16 protein-coding genes are annotated in these 16,418 nt (G+C 42.0%); 7 read left to right on the top strand and 9 right to left on the bottom strand.

What is annotated here, in order from left to right; all coding sequences use genetic code 11:
* Positions 1-3: 3 nt before the first annotated feature.
* The 4 genes from ABT310_RS11280 to glgB form a co-directional block, all read right to left on the bottom strand.
* Entirely contained in the window at positions 4-1,341 is a 1,338-nt protein-coding gene (locus ABT310_RS11280) for an MFS transporter (RefSeq protein ID WP_375323991.1), read from the bottom strand.
* A gap of 103 nt (positions 1,342-1,444) precedes the next feature.
* Positions 1,445-2,251 carry a M48 family metallopeptidase gene (locus ABT310_RS11275; protein WP_375323990.1) on the bottom strand — a complete coding sequence of 269 codons (807 nt, stop codon included), beginning with the start codon at positions 2,249-2,251 and terminating at the stop codon, positions 1,445-1,447.
* A 38-nt stretch (positions 2,252-2,289) separates the two neighbouring features.
* The gene (locus tag ABT310_RS11270) at positions 2,290-4,689 is read right to left on the bottom strand and encodes a glycoside hydrolase family 31 protein (protein ID WP_375323989.1); all 2,400 of its coding nucleotides are present in this window, start codon (positions 4,687-4,689) and stop codon (positions 2,290-2,292) included.
* Positions 4,690-4,783: 94 nt separating this feature from the next.
* Positions 4,784-6,679, bottom strand: coding sequence for a 1,4-alpha-glucan branching protein GlgB (gene glgB, locus ABT310_RS11265; RefSeq protein ID WP_375323988.1), 1,896 nt, complete (start codon positions 6,677-6,679; stop codon positions 4,784-4,786).
* Positions 6,680-6,839: 160 nt separating this feature from the next.
* Between glgB and ABT310_RS11260 the strand changes: the two genes are divergently transcribed.
* The 5 genes from ABT310_RS11260 to ABT310_RS11240 all read left to right on the top strand — a co-directional run bounded on the left by ABT310_RS11260 (position 6,840) and on the right by ABT310_RS11240 (position 10,290).
* Positions 6,840-7,409 (top strand): collagen-like protein, encoded by a 570-nt coding sequence (locus ABT310_RS11260; protein ID WP_375323987.1) that lies wholly within the window; start codon positions 6,840-6,842, stop codon positions 7,407-7,409.
* Positions 7,410-7,517: 108 nt separating this feature from the next.
* Positions 7,518-8,015: a peptide-methionine (R)-S-oxide reductase MsrB gene (gene msrB / locus ABT310_RS11255; RefSeq protein WP_375323986.1), complete on the top strand. Its 498-nt coding sequence runs from the start codon at positions 7,518-7,520 to the stop codon at positions 8,013-8,015.
* Between the two features lie 20 nt (positions 8,016-8,035).
* Positions 8,036-8,443, top strand: a complete 408-nt coding sequence (gene msrB / locus ABT310_RS11250) for a peptide-methionine (R)-S-oxide reductase MsrB (RefSeq protein ID WP_375323985.1) — start codon at positions 8,036-8,038, stop codon at positions 8,441-8,443.
* Positions 8,444-8,608: 165 nt separating this feature from the next.
* Positions 8,609-10,000, top strand: a complete 1,392-nt coding sequence (gene lpdA / locus ABT310_RS11245) for a dihydrolipoyl dehydrogenase (protein ID WP_375323984.1) — start codon at positions 8,609-8,611, stop codon at positions 9,998-10,000.
* Between the two features lie 8 nt (positions 10,001-10,008).
* The gene (locus ABT310_RS11240; protein WP_375323983.1) at positions 10,009-10,290 is read left to right on the top strand and encodes a DUF3817 domain-containing protein; all 282 of its coding nucleotides are present in this window, start codon (positions 10,009-10,011) and stop codon (positions 10,288-10,290) included.
* Here the strand turns inward: ABT310_RS11240 and aroQ are convergent.
* From aroQ to ABT310_RS11225, 3 genes are all read right to left on the bottom strand, one after another.
* Positions 10,282-10,698: a type II 3-dehydroquinate dehydratase gene (gene aroQ, locus ABT310_RS11235; protein ID WP_375323982.1), complete on the bottom strand. Its 417-nt coding sequence runs from the start codon at positions 10,696-10,698 to the stop codon at positions 10,282-10,284. The two genes, ABT310_RS11240 and aroQ, sit on opposite strands and share 9 nt — an antisense overlap.
* 69 nt (positions 10,699-10,767) lie before the next feature.
* Positions 10,768-11,229 (bottom strand): hypothetical protein, encoded by a 462-nt coding sequence (locus tag ABT310_RS11230; protein ID WP_375323981.1) that lies wholly within the window; start codon positions 11,227-11,229, stop codon positions 10,768-10,770.
* Between the two features lie 73 nt (positions 11,230-11,302).
* A complete protein-coding gene (locus tag ABT310_RS11225; protein ID WP_375323980.1) occupies positions 11,303-11,821 on the bottom strand; it encodes a hypothetical protein in 519 nt (172 codons plus the stop codon).
* A gap of 226 nt (positions 11,822-12,047) precedes the next feature.
* On the opposite strand from ABT310_RS11225, the gene xerD reads away from it, so the two are divergent.
* Positions 12,048-12,953 carry a site-specific tyrosine recombinase XerD gene (gene xerD, locus ABT310_RS11220; protein ID WP_375323979.1) on the top strand — a complete coding sequence of 302 codons (906 nt, stop codon included), beginning with the start codon at positions 12,048-12,050 and terminating at the stop codon, positions 12,951-12,953.
* Here the strand turns inward: xerD and ABT310_RS11215 are convergent.
* Together ABT310_RS11215 and ABT310_RS11210 are read right to left on the bottom strand one after the other, a co-directional pair.
* The gene (locus ABT310_RS11215; protein ID WP_375323978.1) at positions 12,950-13,462 is read right to left on the bottom strand and encodes a hypothetical protein; all 513 of its coding nucleotides are present in this window, start codon (positions 13,460-13,462) and stop codon (positions 12,950-12,952) included. The genes xerD and ABT310_RS11215 overlap by 4 nt on opposite strands.
* A gap of 74 nt (positions 13,463-13,536) precedes the next feature.
* Positions 13,537-14,844, bottom strand: coding sequence for an NAD(P)/FAD-dependent oxidoreductase (locus ABT310_RS11210; RefSeq protein WP_375326177.1), 1,308 nt, complete (start codon positions 14,842-14,844; stop codon positions 13,537-13,539).
* 101 nt (positions 14,845-14,945) lie between these two features.
* Here ABT310_RS11210 and ABT310_RS11205 point away from each other — a divergent pair, with 101 nt between their 5' ends.
* Entirely contained in the window at positions 14,946-16,373 is a 1,428-nt protein-coding gene (locus ABT310_RS11205; RefSeq protein WP_375323977.1) for an amidohydrolase, read from the top strand.
* The last annotated feature ends 45 nt before the right edge of the window (positions 16,374-16,418 follow it).

The following is a 16,418-nucleotide window of genomic DNA, read 5'->3' as shown; positions in this document are numbered from 1 at the left end:
TGTTTAGTTCTTTTTATTGACTCTCGCCAGTAAAAAGATACCCATTAAAAAGAATATGGCCAAGAAGACGGTGCTATTGCGCATACTCCCCGTAAACTGGGCCACAACACCATACAGAAATGTTCCAATGATGATTCCGATTTTTTCGGCCACATCATAAAAACTAAAAAAGGAAGTGGTATCGGTAGTTTCGGGCAAAAATTTGGAATACGTGGAACGCGATAAAGCCTGAATTCCTCCCATCACCACACCAACAAGGGCGGCGGCAATAAAAAAGTCAGTAGGGGTCTGTAAAAAATAGGCATAAATACAAAGTATTGCCCAAAATACATTCACCCAAATCAAGGTTCTAATATTACCCATTAATTTGGAAAGGTAGGCTGTAAGGTAGGAGCCGCCAATAGCAATTAGTTGAATGATCAAGATACTGGCAATCAATCCAATTTGGCGAAATTCATCCGAACCCCAAGCTATTTCTTCTTCTCCAAAAAAAGTGGCGATCAGCATGATGGTCTGTACGGCCATGCTGTACACAAAGAATGCGCCCAAGTATCGTTTTAGGCGCGTATTTTCCCCTAACTGATGCCAAACACTTTTCAATTCTTTAAATCCATTTAGAATGATGTGATGGCGCTCTCCTTCCCTCTTATAACCTTTGGGGAGGTGCTTAAAGGTATATTGACTGAATAAAGCCCACCACAAACCCACCATAATGAAGCTGTACTTCATCATCATGATCTCGATGGGTTGCCCGTTGATTTCTTCAATTCCCATGGATTCTTTGACCACGGGCGACAAAAATAGGATCATACATAAGTTGATTCCCAAAAGCAATACGCTACCGATGTAACCAAGTGAAAATCCCTTGGCACTAATGTTGTCTTGTTGTTCAGGATAAGCAATGTCCGGCAAATAGGAATTATTGATGGCAAAACTGACCCAAAAACCAACCAATCCGAAGAAATAACAAAGCAAACCAAAATAGATATTCTCCAAAGAGAACCAATAAAGCCCAATGCATGAAACGGCCCCTAAATAGCAGAAAAACTTAAGAAACATTCGTTTGTTGCCCAAATAATCGGCAACACCTGAAACCAATGGGGTAATTATGGCGATAAAAACGAAGGCCAAAGAAGTGACGTAACTGATCAATGGGGCACGTGCAATTTCACCACCGAACATGGCAACCTTTTCTACCCCTGCTGCACGAAAAAGGGCTCCATAAAAAATGGGGAATATGGCGGAAGAAATCACCAAACTGTACACCGAATTGGCCCAATCATAAAAAGCCCATGCATTCAATAATTTTTTACTGCCCTTGGCCGCCAAAACCTGTACCATATGTTTTTCTATAAAAAAATGTCATTCCGGAAGCCTGGAAAACCCTTCCAATCAAAAGAGGTTCCCGTTAAGCTCGAAATGACATTTCAAATGTGTTTATTTTTTAGTTGAATGAGGTTACTCCAAATTTTTTCGCCTCTTCCTTGGCTTCTGGAGCCCACGCGGTCAAATTATTGATTCTTGTATCGTTGGAAGGGTGGGTGCTCAAAAATTCTGGAGGTGCCTGTCCACCCGCAGCCTTCATACGCTTCCAAAGTTCAGCAGCTTCATCTGGGTTATACCCTGCAATGGCCATAATCTGAAGTCCAATTTTATCTGCTTCGGTTTCATGACTTCTACTGAAAGGAAGCATTACACCAACACTTGAGCCGACACCGTAGGCTTGGTTGAACAAGCCTCTGGTCTGTTCATCTTGAATGGCCACATTACCTGCCACCGCACCAATCTGCTGTATGGTTCCGGCACTCATACGCTGTGCTCCATGATCGGCCAACGCGTGAGCCACCTCATGTCCCATCACTACGGCAATCCCTGTTTCCCCTTGGGCAATGGGGAGAATCCCAGTATAAAAAACGATTTTCCCTCCGGGCATGCACCACGCATTTACGGTTTCATCTTGAACCAGATTATATTCCCATTGGTAATCTTTTAAATAACCTGGATAACCATTGGCAGTCAACCAACGTTCTGCGGCAGATGCAATGCGCTGCCCAACCTTGGTGATCATTTGGGCATCGGAAGTCCCCTTGACCACCTTGTTTTCTTCCAAAAACTGATCGTATTGGGCAAAAGCAGTTGGGAACATTTGACTGTTCGAATAAAAATTAAGCGTGCTCTTTCCTGTAAATGGATTGGTTTTACAAGACACGACCGCAATAAAAATAGCAGCGGTAAGAAATATTCTTTTCATAGTGATGTCAATGTTTTTGTAAATGAAAATTACAAAATTTATTTTCCAATGATATGGAGTTCTGTGAAATCCTTGCTGACTACAATGGAGTTATTTCCATTCAATTTAATATCCTTAAGGTTAACTTCCTCATTATCCACTTCAACAACACTTATTTTAAATGGTAATCCATGAAAAGACATTTTAATCTTCTCGTATGGCGTTATGAAATTTCCATCTTTAAACTGTTGAATGATCAACTCGTTCTCTTTACCCGTCAACCTAAACTTACGAAGACTGAATCGTCCTTTTTTATAATCGTAACCATCTTGTTGGTCCTCATATACTTCGGAGTTCTCGGTTCCCTCCTTAAAGTAAACATCCATGGCCAATTCAGTGATTTCTTTCTCCCCCACATATTGTTGCACTGGATATTTAGGAATCATGGCTCCCTCTTTCACAAATAAAGGTACGCGATGAATTTCTGCGGGGACCCAACGCTCAACACTGCCCGACATCAACTCATCCGTCCAGTAATCGTACCAATTTCCTTTTGGAAAATACATTCTTCTACCTTGGGCATTGGGTTCTTGCACTGGGCATACCAACATTTTCTCACCAAAAATAAATTCATCGGTACGGAAATGGGTCTGGGTATCTTCTTGATCATAAAACACCAAAGACTGTAACATGGGCAATCCGTTTTTGATGTATTTGTAGAACATGGTGTAGAGGTATGGCAACAATTGATACCTCAACTCAATAAATTCCTTTACGATATTTGTGATCTCATCCCCAAACGACCAGGGTTCTTGGTCGCCGTGGTCGCCACTGGAGTGGACCCTACAAAATGGATGGAACACTGCCAACTGAATCCAACGGGCGAAAAGTTCTCCATTGGGCTGCTCGGCAAATCCTCCAATATCGGAACCTACAAAGGAGTAACCACTCATGCACATGCGCTGCATCTGTACGTTGGCAATCCATAAATGCTCCCAAGTGGCCACATTATCCCCTGTCCAAGTAGCGCAATACCGTTGCGTACCGGAATAGGCAGCTCTAGTCAACACAAAAGGTCTTTTGGGAAAGGTGAACTTTTTCACCCCTTCGAAAGTGGCCCGAACCATTTGCATTCCATATACATTGTGTGCTTTTCTATGACTACAGGGATGCCCGTCGTAATCGTGACGCACATCCAAATTGGCGGTTTTGGTCGGAACTTCCATAATGGCAGGTTCGTTCATATCGTTCCAAACCCCCGCTACGCCCAATTCGGCTATCATTTCTTTATAAAGTTCGGCCCACCATTCCCGAACTTCTGGATTGGTAAAGTCGGGGAACTTACATTCTCCTGGCCATACTTTTCCCTTAAAATGGGGCCCGTCGGCTCTTCGGCAAAAGAACCCATTATCCATTGCTTGCTGGTACACCCAATAATCTGGGTCTATTTTTATTCCCGGGTCGATCATGGTAATTACCTTGAAACCTTCCCGCCCCATTTCCTCAATCATTTTCTTCGGATTTGGGAAATATCGATTGTTCCATGTAAAGCATCTAAAGCCTTCCATATAATCGATATCCAAATAAATGGCATCGCAAGGAATTTCGTTTTCCCTAAATCCATCGGCGACCTCCCTTACCTTTTTTTCGGGATAGTAACTCCATTTGGATTGGTGAAAACCCAAGGCCCATAAAGGTGGCAATTCGGGCACACCTGTTAAATCGGTGTAGCTTTCCACTACTTTGCTCATTTGTGGACCGTAGAAAAAGTAATAGTTCATTTCACCACCGTCGGCCCAAAAACTGGTCACGTTTCGCTTTTCGTTGGCAAAATCGAAATAAGTACTGAACGAGTTATCGAAAAATATTCCGTAGGATTGGTTTTCTTTTAGCCCAACAAAAAATGGAATGGATTTGTACAGCGGTTCTTGATCTTTTCCATAGGCGTAAGAATCGGTTACCCAGTTGTTTACCCTTTTTCCTTTAAGATTGGTATGAGAGGCCTTATCGCCCATTCCGTAATAGCTTTCCCCAGAATGGCTCACCTTGCTCATCTTTACCACATTTCCACCGTAATCGAAATTCTCTTCCCAATGGAATCCCAGTTCATCCTCGTTCAAAATTACATCGTCCAAATTGGCAATCTGCACCTTCAGGTTCGACTTCTTGATATAAATTTTGAGCTTGGAAGTGGTAATCACATATTCCGGAATCTCGTCCGTTACTTCAAGTTTGTTATACCCGAGGTTAACATCATCACTCAAGGCGTACGAGAAATCGGGTTCAAAAACCAGTTCGGTGGCATATCGGAATCGCACGACACTATCCCGCAAGATGGTTAGTTGTAAAATCACACCGTTCTGGGTCGTGAAATACAGCTTTTCGTTCTCTTGCTTAAAATCTACTATATGGTTGGGGAACAGATTCCCTCTTTTTTCTATTTCAGTATTAGTAATCATACTTAATCAGTTGAGAATCACAAAAGAAATACAAAAGCCCGAATAATGAAACATATGTTATGAAAAGCAATTAACTACAACGTTATCGTATGTGTTATTTGTACACAACAACGCCCAAGGGAGGTAGGGTCATTACTACAGATTGGTCGTATCCGTTCCAGGCCGTTTGCGAAGGCTTCATAGTTTTCTTGCCTATTCCACTTCCAGAATACCTTTTGTCATCGCTATTGAACACCAATTTTAAATTGGAAGTTTTGGGCACCCCTATCCGATAATTTTCTCGGGGTACCGGGGTAAAGTTACAGGCTATGATCAAATCGTCTTTAGGGTCGTTCCCCTTTCTAATATAGGATATCACTGTATTTTCGGTGTCGTTGTACTCAATCCATTCAAAACCTTCTTGGCTAAATTGTTTTTCATAAAGTGCAGGATTGGCTTTGTACATTTGGTTCAGATCCTTAATGGTCTTTTGTATTCCGGAATGAAAATCGTATTGCGTTAAATGCCAAGGTAGACTTTCCAGAAAATTCCATTCGGATGATTGACCAAACTCACCCCCCATAAATAGCAAATTACCTCCGGGATGCGTAAACATATATCCAAAAAGCAATCTCAAATTGGCAAAACGTTGCCACTCATCCCCTGGCATACGATACAACAAGGAATTTTTACCATAAACCACCTCATCATGCGAAAAGGGCAACATAAAGTTTTCGGTAAAGGCATAGGTCATGCTAAAAGTGATATCACTTAGGTCATAAGATCTATAAATAGGTTCTTTTTTAAAGAACTCCAAGGTATCGTGCATCCAGCCCATCATCCATTTCATCCCAAAACCCAATCCACCAAAATGAACGGGCTTGGTAACTCCAGCAAAGGCTGTTGATTCTTCGGCAATGGTCTGCACGCCTCTATAACTTGCATAGACTTCCTGGTTCATCTCCCGCAAAAAGGACATGGCCTCCAAGTTTTCGTTATTGCCATACATATTGGGTTCCCATTCGCCGTCTTCCCTCGAATAATCCAAATATAACATCGAGGCCACCGCATCTACACGGAGTCCATCGATATGAAACTGATCTAACCAATAAATGGCATTGCTGATCAAAAACGCACGAACCTCGTTTCTGCCATAATTAAAAATGAGGCTTTTCCAATCGGGATGGTATCCTCTTCTTCTATCGGGATGTTCGTAGAGGTGTGAACCATCAAAAAAGCCAAGTCCGTGGGCATCTTCTGGAAAGTGGGATGGCACCCAATCCAAAATCACACCGATTCCCTTTTGGTGGAGTCTATCCACCAAAACTTTAAAGTCCTCAGGTTTTCCAAAACGGGATGTTGGGGCAAAATAGCCTGTGATTTGATACCCCCAAGAAGGGTCGAACGGAAATTCCATCACCGGCATAAACTCCACGTGGGTAAATCCCATTTCCTCCACATAATCAGCCAATTCATCGGCCAATTCCAGATATGTTAAATATTCCCAGCCATTTTTCTTTTTCCAGGACCCCAAATGCACCTCATACACAGAAAATGGTTTGTCCAATCCATTAATGGTTTCTCGGGTATCCATCCAAGCCTCATCGTTCCATTTATGCTTGTCCTCCCAAACCAACGAGGCTGTCTTGGGTGGCTGTTCGCAAAAACGGGCAAACGGGTCGGCCTTCTCCGTCCAAACATTATTGTTATTTGAATGTATTTTGTATTTGTACTTGGTTCCCTTATCCACCCCTGGAATAAAACCCTCCCAGATTCCACTACTGTCCCAACGGACCTTCAGTTGGTGTTCGGACTCGTTCCATTGGTTAAAATCGCCAATAACACTAACAGATTTGGCCGATGGGGCCCAAACCGCAAAGTAGGTGCCTTTAACCCCATCAACTTCGGTTAGATGAGAACCCAGTTTATTGTAGAGCCTAAAATGTTTTCCTCCTTTAAAAAGGTCAATATCAAAATCAGTAAAAAAACTATGCGGGACTACCTTGGACATATCTGAGGAATTTGTTTCTTACAATAATACACATCTTTAATTAAGAATCCGATATTGAATTGGGCTTTTACCAGCGAAATCAAGTAATTTTAAAAAATGGAACGCTTTTTGATTTTCATCCAAAACAGTGAAAACAAAAACAAATCAAAAATCCAAAATCATGAATAAATTTAGTACAATTTTAGGCGTAGTCTTAGTTTTATTTTTAACCGCCTGTGAAGGCCCACAAGGCCCTCCCGGATTCGATGGACCCCAAGGTATACCAGGTGCAGACGGCATCCAAGGCCAGGTAGTTGAAGTGGAGGGTGTGAACTTTGGATACGATGCTGGCGCCAATCTTTTTAGCACATTGATCAATTTCTCCGACATTACCGATTTTGAGGTTTTCGAATCTGATGCTGTTTTGGTGTACCGATGGGCAGGCTCCATTACTTTGAATGATGGTAGCGAAGCTGACCTATGGAGTCAAATTCCACAAAATTATTTCTTGGAAGCAGGAACCATCCAATATGTGTTTGAGCACACTTTTGTGGATTTGGAATTGTTTATAGATGGAAATTTCGACCTTTCTTTCTTGAGCACCGATTTTACCGATGACCAAATTTTCAGGATTGTATTTGTTCCAAGTGAATATGCAGAAGCCAATGATTTGGACACTGCCAATTTTGAAAGTGTAATGTCATCCTTGAACATTAATGAAGGACAGATCATGAAGTTAGACCTCAACTAATTTCAGATAACATAAAGGAAAAGTCCCGTTCCATTCGACGGGACTTTTTTTGTGCTTATTTTTGAAAGGAACCGATCAATTTTACGTCTACTCATAAAAAGTCGAAACATGGGAAAAAGATTGCTATTGATTGCACTTGTAGTTTTTGTAGGCTGCAAGGGCAATTCACAAGAAAAAGAAAAGAAAGAGAAAACCCAAAAAGAAACCGCTTACAAAGTTAACAAGACCGACGCTGAATGGAAGGCTGAACTTTCGGAAATGGAATACCTTGTGCTACGCAAGGCAGGTACCGAACGTGCTTTTACCAGCGATTTGTTGAATATTAAGGAAAAAGGCACTTATGTTTGTGCCGGTTGTGGCACTCCGGTTTTCAGAAGTGAATACAAATATGAATCGGGCAGTGGATGGCCAAGCTTTGACAGGGAAATCGAAGGCAATGTAGCTTTTGATGTGGACTACAAAATTGGCGTTGCCCGAACCGAAGAGCATTGTGCCACATGCGGTGGACATCTTGGGCACGTTTTTAACGATGGACCGCGAAACACCACCGGTAAAAGGCATTGCATTAATGGTGCTGCACTTGATTTTGTAGCGGACAATAAGTAAGAACCAACCCAAAGGCTATTATGGATAAAAAATACGGTGTAACAAAAACTGAGGGCGAATGGAAAGAGCAACTTTCCGCCGAAGAATATTACGTATTGCGACAAAAAGGAACCGAAAGACCGCACACAGGAGAATTCGACCTTCATTTTGAAAACGGAGACTATCACTGCAAGGCCTGCAAGGCCAAATTGTTCGAAAGTGAACATAAATTTCAAAGTGGATGCGGATGGCCCTCATTTGATGAGGCCGTTGAAGGTGCCATTGAGTACATTCGAGACACTTCGCACGGTATGATCCGTACCGAAACGGTTTGTGCCAATTGTGGTAGCCATTTGGGACACGTTTTTAACGATGGACCACGCGAAACCACAGGCATGAGATATTGCATCAATTCTGTGAGCATGGATTTTTCCTCAGAGGAAGAATAAAAACAATATCTGCTTTTTTCCCTCAAACAAAATTCCACCCATTATTTTCACAAACTCTTCGATTTTTGAATTTTTCACCTTGGGATTTGGAGTATGATTTCCGTACTTTTGCACCTGCCTAGCATAAAGCTATGCTTCGAATCTAACTATTAAAATAAAAATCTAATGAGCAAGTTCGATATAATTGTTTTGGGAAGTGGACCAGGTGGATATGTAACCGCTATCAGAGCCTCCCAATTGGGTTTTAAAACCGCTATTATTGAAAAAGAAAGTTTAGGTGGTGTATGTTTAAATTGGGGGTGTATCCCAACAAAAGCACTTCTAAAATCTGCTCAGGTTTTTGAATATTTGAAGCATGCCGGAGATTATGGTCTAAGTGCAGAAAATGTTGACCACGATTTTGATGCAGTTGTAAAAAGAAGCCGTGGTGTAGCCGAGGGAATGAGTAAGGGAGTTCAATTCTTGATGAAGAAAAACAAGATCGAAGTCATAAATGGATATGGAAAAGTAAAGCCCGGCAAAAAAGTTGAGGTAAAAGCAGAAAGTGGGGAAACCACTGAATATACTGCCGACCACATTATTATTGCAACTGGTGCACGTAGCCGTGAATTGCCAAGCTTACCCCAAGATGGTAAAAAGGTAATCGGTTACCGTGAGGCCATGTCCTTAAAAGAGCAGCCCAAGAAAATGATTGTGGTAGGTAGTGGAGCCATCGGAATGGAATTTGCTTATTTCTACCATTCCATGGGCACAGAAGTTACTGTTGTGGAATACATGCCAAACATTGTTCCTGTTGAGGACGAGGATGTTTCCAAGCAATTGGAGCGTAGCTTTAAGAAAACAGGGGTGAAAATCAAAACTTCTGCTGAAGTTACAAAAGTGGATACTTCAGGTGATGGCGTAAAAGCCACCGTAAAAACCTCCAAGGGCGAAGAGGTTTTGGAAGCTGACATTGTATTGTCTGCCGTAGGTATCAAAACCAATATCGAGAACATCGGTTTGGAAGATGTTGGAATTGCCACGGATAGAGATAAAATTATGGTAAATGATTACTACCAAACCAATATCCCTGGCTATTATGCCATTGGTGATGTAACTCCGGGTCAAGCTTTGGCCCACGTTGCGTCTGCCGAAGGTATTCTTTGCGTTGAAAAAATCGCTGGAATGCATGTAGAGGCCTTGGATTATGGAAATATTCCAGGATGTACGTACTGCATCCCTGAAATAGCTTCTGTTGGTTTGACGGAAAAACAGGCCAAAGAAAAAGGATACGAGCTTAAGATTGGTAAATTCCCATTCTCTGCAAGTGGTAAAGCCAAGGCAGCTGGAACCCCTGATGGTTTTGTAAAAGTAATTTTTGATGCCAAGTACGGTGAGTGGTTAGGTTGCCACATGATCGGTGTTGGTGTTACCGATATGATTGCAGAAGCCGTTGTTGCCAGAAAATTGGAAACCACTGGGCACGAAATCCTAAAAGCAGTTCACCCTCACCCAACCATGAGTGAAGCGGTTATGGAAGCTGTGGCAGATGCCTACGATGAAGTTATCCACCTATAATCATTTAGATGCTTAAAATTTTTAGGGCCACCGCCATTTTAGAAGGTATTTCCTATTTGTTATTGTTTGGCATGAGCATGCCGTTAAAACATTGGGCAGATATTGCCGAACCCAACCAAGTTGTGGGTATGGCACATGGAATTTTATTTATTCTTTACGTGGTTGTGGCCGTAGTTTTTTGCTGGGAGCGCAAATGGGGCCTAAAAAGGTTCTTGGTGCTCTTTGTGGCATCCCTTTTACCTTTTGGGACGTTCTATGCCGATAAAAAATATTTGAAAGATTTAGCCTAGAAAACTCTGAATGGCCAAATCATAGCTTTGGAGTCCAAAGCCAAGGATTACCCCTTTTGCTCCTGATGAAATATAGGAAACGTGGCGATATTCCTCGCGTTTGTGCGTGTTGGAAATATGCACTTCAATCACGGGAGTTGAAACTGCTTTGACTGCATCGCCAATACCCACCGAAGTGTGCGTATAGGCAGCAGCGTTCAAAATAATCCCATCATAACTAAACCCAACGTCCTGAATCATTCCAATAATTTCCCCTTCAATATTGGACTGGAAATACTCCAACTCCACTTGTGGAAATTTTTGCTGCAAGGTTTCAAAATAGTCCTCAAAAGTGGTACTTCCGTACACTTCGGGTTCTCTTTTGCCCAATAAATTCAAGTTAGGGCCATTGATGATCATTAGTTTCATGCAATCAAAAATACAATAAAAAGAAAAGGACGGAGTATTTCCGCCCTTTTACTATTTCAATATACTTTTTTAATCAAAGGCAAACTGCATTCCAAAGCCAAAGGCCCCTATTTCATTGCCCCAAGTTTCACTAAGTGCAATGGCTGGTCGCCAATCAAAATTGACCACAAAGGGAACTCCGTTTACTTTAAAATCCAATCCTAAATGCGGACGAAGCGCAAAAATGTTATCAAAATCCTTTACAAAGACAATACTTGGTCCAACACCAGCATACCATCGCAAACCTCTAGCCCCAACAATTTGATTGTGATACGAGTATAAAAAAGTCACCAAAGTACCACCATCTTCCAATAGAAAATCGGCTTGCCCTACATGGTTATCGGAGAAAAAGTATTTTCCCGTGGCTCCAAAAAAGGTACCCTCATACATAAGGTCAATGCCCAAACCAAGGGCCGCCCGATAATTGGTCTGTGCCTTAACAGTTATTGACCCCAGCATAGCAAATGCTACAACAAATAGTAATTTTTTCATGTTGTTTTAATTAAGTGGTTAAGTTTATTCGTTTGCTGTGCGAATTGGGGTTATAACAGCTGTATTATTTATTTTAAAACAAGAACAAAAGTCCTAGGGCGACTATGGAAAAGCTAGTGCCATCGTTGCTTACATTGATGTAAGACGCATTCAATTCCGTATTGCCCGTAATATTATATCCGATACTGGGTCGAAGATAAAATCCACCATCATTTCCTTCATTCACACCCACGGCATAACCGATATCGGCGCCCAATTTAAAATCGTAGGTTGGGTACATTCTAATGGCACCGGCTACTGGAATAAATTGAAAATCTTCAAATGAGGTTACAACTGCACCATCAAAATAGGATTCGGAGTCACCAAAAGCATGGATATAGCCACTGGCCAGTCCTAAATCGAAGAGTTCAGAAACTCCCCAATGATGCGCCAAATCCAACCCAAGAGCAAAGCTCGAGGCATCTGAATAATCACCTACTGGGATACCTGCCAATACGCCTGCTTTAAAACTACTCCGATCTACTTGTTGCGCCGTTGCCGATACACCAAAGGCCATAACTACTAGTACTGCTAATAAAATCTGTTTCTTCATTGTTAAAGTTTTACTAAAGCCAAACGCATTCAATCTGGTATTAGTGTACTAGCTGCAATAAAAATCCTACAAAGAATCCTATGGCGGCGCACTTGTTTTTATTCGTGGGTGAAAATATCCTTTTACGTGCATTTTTGCTTCCACCGTTTGACGAATGTGGGTTTTGAATTGACCAATGCCCGATCACAGTTTAATTTTGATGAAATAATGTGTTTATCTTTATCCTATGAACTGGGAACAGGCAATTAACGATTACAGAAACTATCTTAATATTGAACGCGGCCTGTCCAAGAACTCCATTGTCAATTATACTTTGGACTTACAAAAACTAGCCCAGTACCTAGACGAGCATCAGATTGAGGAAAAGCCCATTAAAATAGATAGAGAGACGGTTCAACAGTTTATTTATGACATTGCCAAAACGGTAAATCCTCGTACGCAGGCTCGAGTTATTTCGGGTCTAAAAGGTTTTTTCAACTATTTGGTTTTTGAAGATTACCGGGAGGACAATCCTATGGATTTGATTGAAACCCCAAAAATTGGTCGAAAACTTCCGGACACGCTTTCGGTGGATGAAATAAATGAATTGATTAGCGCTATAGATCTTTCCAAGCCAGAAGGAGAACGCAACAGGGCTATATTGGAAACTTTATATGGCTGTGGACTGCGAGTCTCGGAATTGGTGAACCTTAAATTATCTGACCTATTTTTTGATGAAGATTTTATTATGGTGATGGGAAAGGGAAGCAAGCAACGTTTTGTACCTATTAGTGATGTCAACAAAAAGTATATTAACATCTACCAAAATCAAGTTCGGGTACACCTTTCCATTCAAAAAGAACATGAAGATTTTCTGTTTCTCAACAGAAGGGGGAAACAATTGACCCGCGCCATGATTTTCACCATCATTAAACGTTTGGCCGAACAAATCGGATTGAAAAAGAACATTAGCCCACACACCTTTCGACACTCTTTTGCAACCCATCTACTGGAAAATGGGGCAGACCTTAGGGCCATTCAGCAAATGTTGGGCCATGAGAGCATCACCACCACCGAGGTGTACATGCACGTGAACCGAAAACATCTCACTGAAGTATTGGAAAGATATCATCCCAGAAAAATAGGAGATTAAAATTTTACCCGAGTTCCCAATTCAATTCGGGTATTCACATTCTCCAAACCTAAACTATGAAAGTCATAGGTGCCCAACGGCTGCACCAACTTAATATCCATAAGCATATTGGGGCGTATCTCCTTTTCCAGCCCTACAAAAATTTCTTGCCTGGGTACCGGATTTGGATAGCCTTTACCCTGATTGTACAAATCCCACTCTTGCTGATACCCGCCAATTAGACTTGTGGTCTCGTTAATTTGCTGTTTTATCCTAGCTGCCAATTTGAGCCTATCTGCTCCCCATCTTCTATAATGTTCACCCCCGACTCCAATTTCGGTGTTTTCCCAAATTCTACCATTGATTCGAAACCAACCATAATGGTCCAAATCGTTAAATGATGGATAGGTAAAACCCTCTATATACAAAAAAGAAGCATCTTCAGGTTCTTCGGAGCTTGAAGCCTGCCCGTAGCTAATGTGACCCAATAGCACGAGTAGCACAATATGGAAATGTTGCAGTTTTAACATGGTAAGTGTTTGACAATGAAGTTACCATGTTTATTCCAACGCCCATGTTAATTTAGAGAAAATTAACCTTTAGGTCAATCTTGTTTGAGGGTATCCCGCTCTACCTTATTCTGCGTTTTAAAAGGACGGATAATCAATCGAGCTTCCCTGTCGAAGCGAATATAGTTGTACACCCAATTGATAAAAACCACCACCCTATTTCTAAATCCAATTAAAAAATAAAGGTGTACGAACATCCAAACAAACCAGGCAAAAACTCCTTGAAATCTAATATTCTTCATGTCAACCACGGCTTTGTTTCTTCCCACTGTCGCCATGCTTCCCTTATCCCTATACTTAAACGGTTTCATGGGTACATCATCAATTAACCGAATAAGGTTTTCTCCTAAATTTCTTCCTTGTTGAATGGCGGGCTGTGCCATCATCGGGTGTCCATGAGGAAAATCCTCGGTCTCCATTTGGGCCACATCGCCAATGGCAAAAACACCAGCTACACCTTGAACTTGGTTAAACTGGTCAACTTTTAACCGGTTACCTCTTGCCAAAAGATGTTCGGCATCTAAACCTTTAATACCTACAGCCCTAACCCCAGCTGCCCAAACCAAGGTTGCTGCTCTAAAAACAGTATCGCAATCAGTGCTCACCAATTTTCCATCATAATCCGTCACACGAATATTCTTCCAAACATTAACGCCCAATCTCTCCAAGAACTTTTCTGCCTTTTCAGATGCCTGTTCGCTCATAGCTGGTAAAATTCTATCGCCACTCTGGATCAGGTTGATTTGCGCTCTACGGGTATCCAAATCGGGATAGTCTTTAGGAAGAATCCCTTTTTTAATCTCAGCCAAGGCACCTGCCAATTCCACGCCAGTTGGGCCACCTCCAACAATGACAAAGTTCATAAGGGCTTCTCGTTCGTGTAAATTATCGGTAAGAAGGGCCTGTTCAAAATTTTCCAAAATCAAGCTTCTCAAATTCAAAGCCTGCGGAATGGTTTTCATGGCCATCCCATAATTTTCAATGCCTTTATTACCAAAGTAATTGGTTTCAGAGCCCGTAGCAATCACCAAATAATCATAAGACATCTCTCCGATATTGGTTTTAATGCGTTTCTTCTCGGTATCCACTTCCTTCACACTCGCCAACCTAAAATAAAAATTGGGGTAACCCTGTAAAACCTTACGGATGGGATAGGCAATGGAATCCGGTTCCAGACCCCCTGTGGAGACCTGATACAATAAAGGTTGAAAATTATGATAGTTGTGCTTGTCCAAAAGCACTACTTGGGCATCTTTGTTACTTAATTTTTTAGCTAGGGCAATGCCCCCAAAGCCACCACCGATAATCACAACTCGGGGATAACTTGACTGCGGAATGTTCATGCTTGACATGCTGACAAATTTACGTATTCCCATGCAGGGCATAACATGTTAGGTAGGGTTTTTTAGTATATTTAGCGCCTAACTCAAAAAAACTCCATACAATGAAAAAAATTCTCCCATTAGGTGCCCTTTTACTATTTGGTGCATCAACTATGGTAGGTCAAAAAAAAGAGGCCGATGTTATTAAGGCTTTGGATGCCAAAACAGAAAAATATGGCGAAATCGCCCATGAAATCTGGAACTTGGCCGAAATGGGCTACTTAGAAGAAAAAAGTTCGGCGCTTTTACAAGAAACCTTGGCCGATGCTGGTTTTTCCATCAAAAAAGGCATTGCAGGAATTCCAACTGCTTTTATGGCCGAATACGGTTCAGGATCTCCGGTTATTGCCATTTTAGGCGAGTATGATGCCTTGCCCGGACTTTCCCAACAAGCTGTTCCAGAAAAACAATCTGCAGGAGCCGCTGCCGGCCATGCATGTGGCCACCATTTATTTGGTACAGCTTCAACGGCTGCCGCCATTTCTGTAAAAGAATGGTTGGCCAACAACAAGATTGAAGGTACCATCCGTTTTTATGGTTGTCCAGCCGAAGAAGGTGGCTCTGGGAAAGTATATATGGTTCGTGAAGGTGTTTTCGACGATGTGGATATTGCCCTTCATTGGCATGCTGGCTCAGCAAATGCCGCTAGTGCCGGTGCTGCCTTAGCCAATAAATCGGCCAAATTTAGATTTCACGGGGTTTCAGCCCATGCCGCTGCCGCACCTCAAATGGGACGCTCTGCCCTTGACGGTGTAGAGGCCATGAATGCCATGGTGAACATGATGAGAGAGCACGTTCCTGAAGATGCAAGAATTCACTACGTAATCACGGATGGTGGTAAGGCACCAAATGTGGTTCCTGATTTTGCCGAAGTGTACTATTATGCAAGACACAACACAAGAGATGTTGTTATGGATGTGTTCGACAGAATTGTAAAAGCTGCCGAAGGTGCTGCAATGGGCACAGGTACAACCATGGAGTATGAAATGATCGGTGGAACCCACGAACTGTTACCCAACTTGACCATTCAGCGCATGATGCACGAAAACTTGACCAAAGTTGGTGGGGTAACTTACACTCCAGAGGAAAAAGAATTTGCTGAAAAAATCTCTAAAACTTTAGGAAGAGAAACCTTGGACATTGCAACGGCTGAAAATATTCAACCCTTTAAAGAAGTAGCACAAGCATTTGGTTCTACCGACGTGGGTGACGTAAGTTTTACCGTTCCAACAGCTGGTTTGGGAACTGCAACCTGGGTTCCGGGAACACCTGCCCACAGCTGGCAAGCCGTTGCCGCAGGAGGTATGAGCATCGGAACCAAAGGAATGATGGTCGCAGCAAAAACATTGACGTTGACCGCAATGGATATTTTTAAAAATCCAAAAGTGGTGGAAGCTGCCAAGGAAGAGTTGATTGAAAGACGAGGCAAAGACTTTAAATATATTCCTATGCTCGGAAACAGACCGCCAGCATTGGATTATAGAAAATAAAAGCGCTGGTTTTGTAACAAACAACGCTTTATGCATACTTATCAA

Origin of the sequence: Flagellimonas cixiensis (assembly GCF_042134615.1) — a bacterium.
GTDB classification, from domain to species: domain Bacteria; phylum Bacteroidota; class Bacteroidia; order Flavobacteriales; family Flavobacteriaceae; genus Flagellimonas; species Flagellimonas cixiensis.
This window is presented reverse-complemented; position numbering and strand designations above follow the sequence as displayed.

Bases quoted from the DNA above. Each gene is read 5' to 3' on its own strand.
- ABT310_RS11280 (WP_375323991.1), bottom strand. From the start codon at position 1,341: ATGGTACAGGTTTTGGCGGCCAAGGGCAGTAAAAAATTATTGAATGCA.
- ABT310_RS11275 (WP_375323990.1), bottom strand. From the start codon at position 2,251: ATGAAAAGAATATTTCTTACCGCTGCTATTTTTATTGCGGTCGTGTCT.
- ABT310_RS11270 (WP_375323989.1), bottom strand. From the start codon at position 4,689: ATGATTACTAATACTGAAATAGAAAAAAGAGGGAATCTGTTCCCCAAC.
- glgB (WP_375323988.1), bottom strand. From the start codon at position 6,679: ATGTCCAAGGTAGTCCCGCATAGTTTTTTTACTGATTTTGATATTGAC.
- ABT310_RS11260 (WP_375323987.1), top strand. From the start codon at position 6,840: ATGAATAAATTTAGTACAATTTTAGGCGTAGTCTTAGTTTTATTTTTA.
- msrB (WP_375323986.1), top strand. From the start codon at position 7,518: ATGGGAAAAAGATTGCTATTGATTGCACTTGTAGTTTTTGTAGGCTGC.
- msrB (WP_375323985.1), top strand. From the start codon at position 8,036: ATGGATAAAAAATACGGTGTAACAAAAACTGAGGGCGAATGGAAAGAG.
- lpdA (WP_375323984.1), top strand. From the start codon at position 8,609: ATGAGCAAGTTCGATATAATTGTTTTGGGAAGTGGACCAGGTGGATAT.
- ABT310_RS11240 (WP_375323983.1), top strand. From the start codon at position 10,009: ATGCTTAAAATTTTTAGGGCCACCGCCATTTTAGAAGGTATTTCCTAT.
- aroQ (WP_375323982.1), bottom strand. From the start codon at position 10,698: ATGAAACTAATGATCATCAATGGCCCTAACTTGAATTTATTGGGCAAA.
- ABT310_RS11230 (WP_375323981.1), bottom strand. From the start codon at position 11,229: ATGAAAAAATTACTATTTGTTGTAGCATTTGCTATGCTGGGGTCAATA.
- ABT310_RS11225 (WP_375323980.1), bottom strand. From the start codon at position 11,821: ATGAAGAAACAGATTTTATTAGCAGTACTAGTAGTTATGGCCTTTGGT.
- xerD (WP_375323979.1), top strand. From the start codon at position 12,048: ATGAACTGGGAACAGGCAATTAACGATTACAGAAACTATCTTAATATT.
- ABT310_RS11215 (WP_375323978.1), bottom strand. From the start codon at position 13,462: ATGTTAAAACTGCAACATTTCCATATTGTGCTACTCGTGCTATTGGGT.
- ABT310_RS11210 (WP_375326177.1), bottom strand. From the start codon at position 14,844: ATGAACATTCCGCAGTCAAGTTATCCCCGAGTTGTGATTATCGGTGGT.
- ABT310_RS11205 (WP_375323977.1), top strand. From the start codon at position 14,946: ATGAAAAAAATTCTCCCATTAGGTGCCCTTTTACTATTTGGTGCATCA.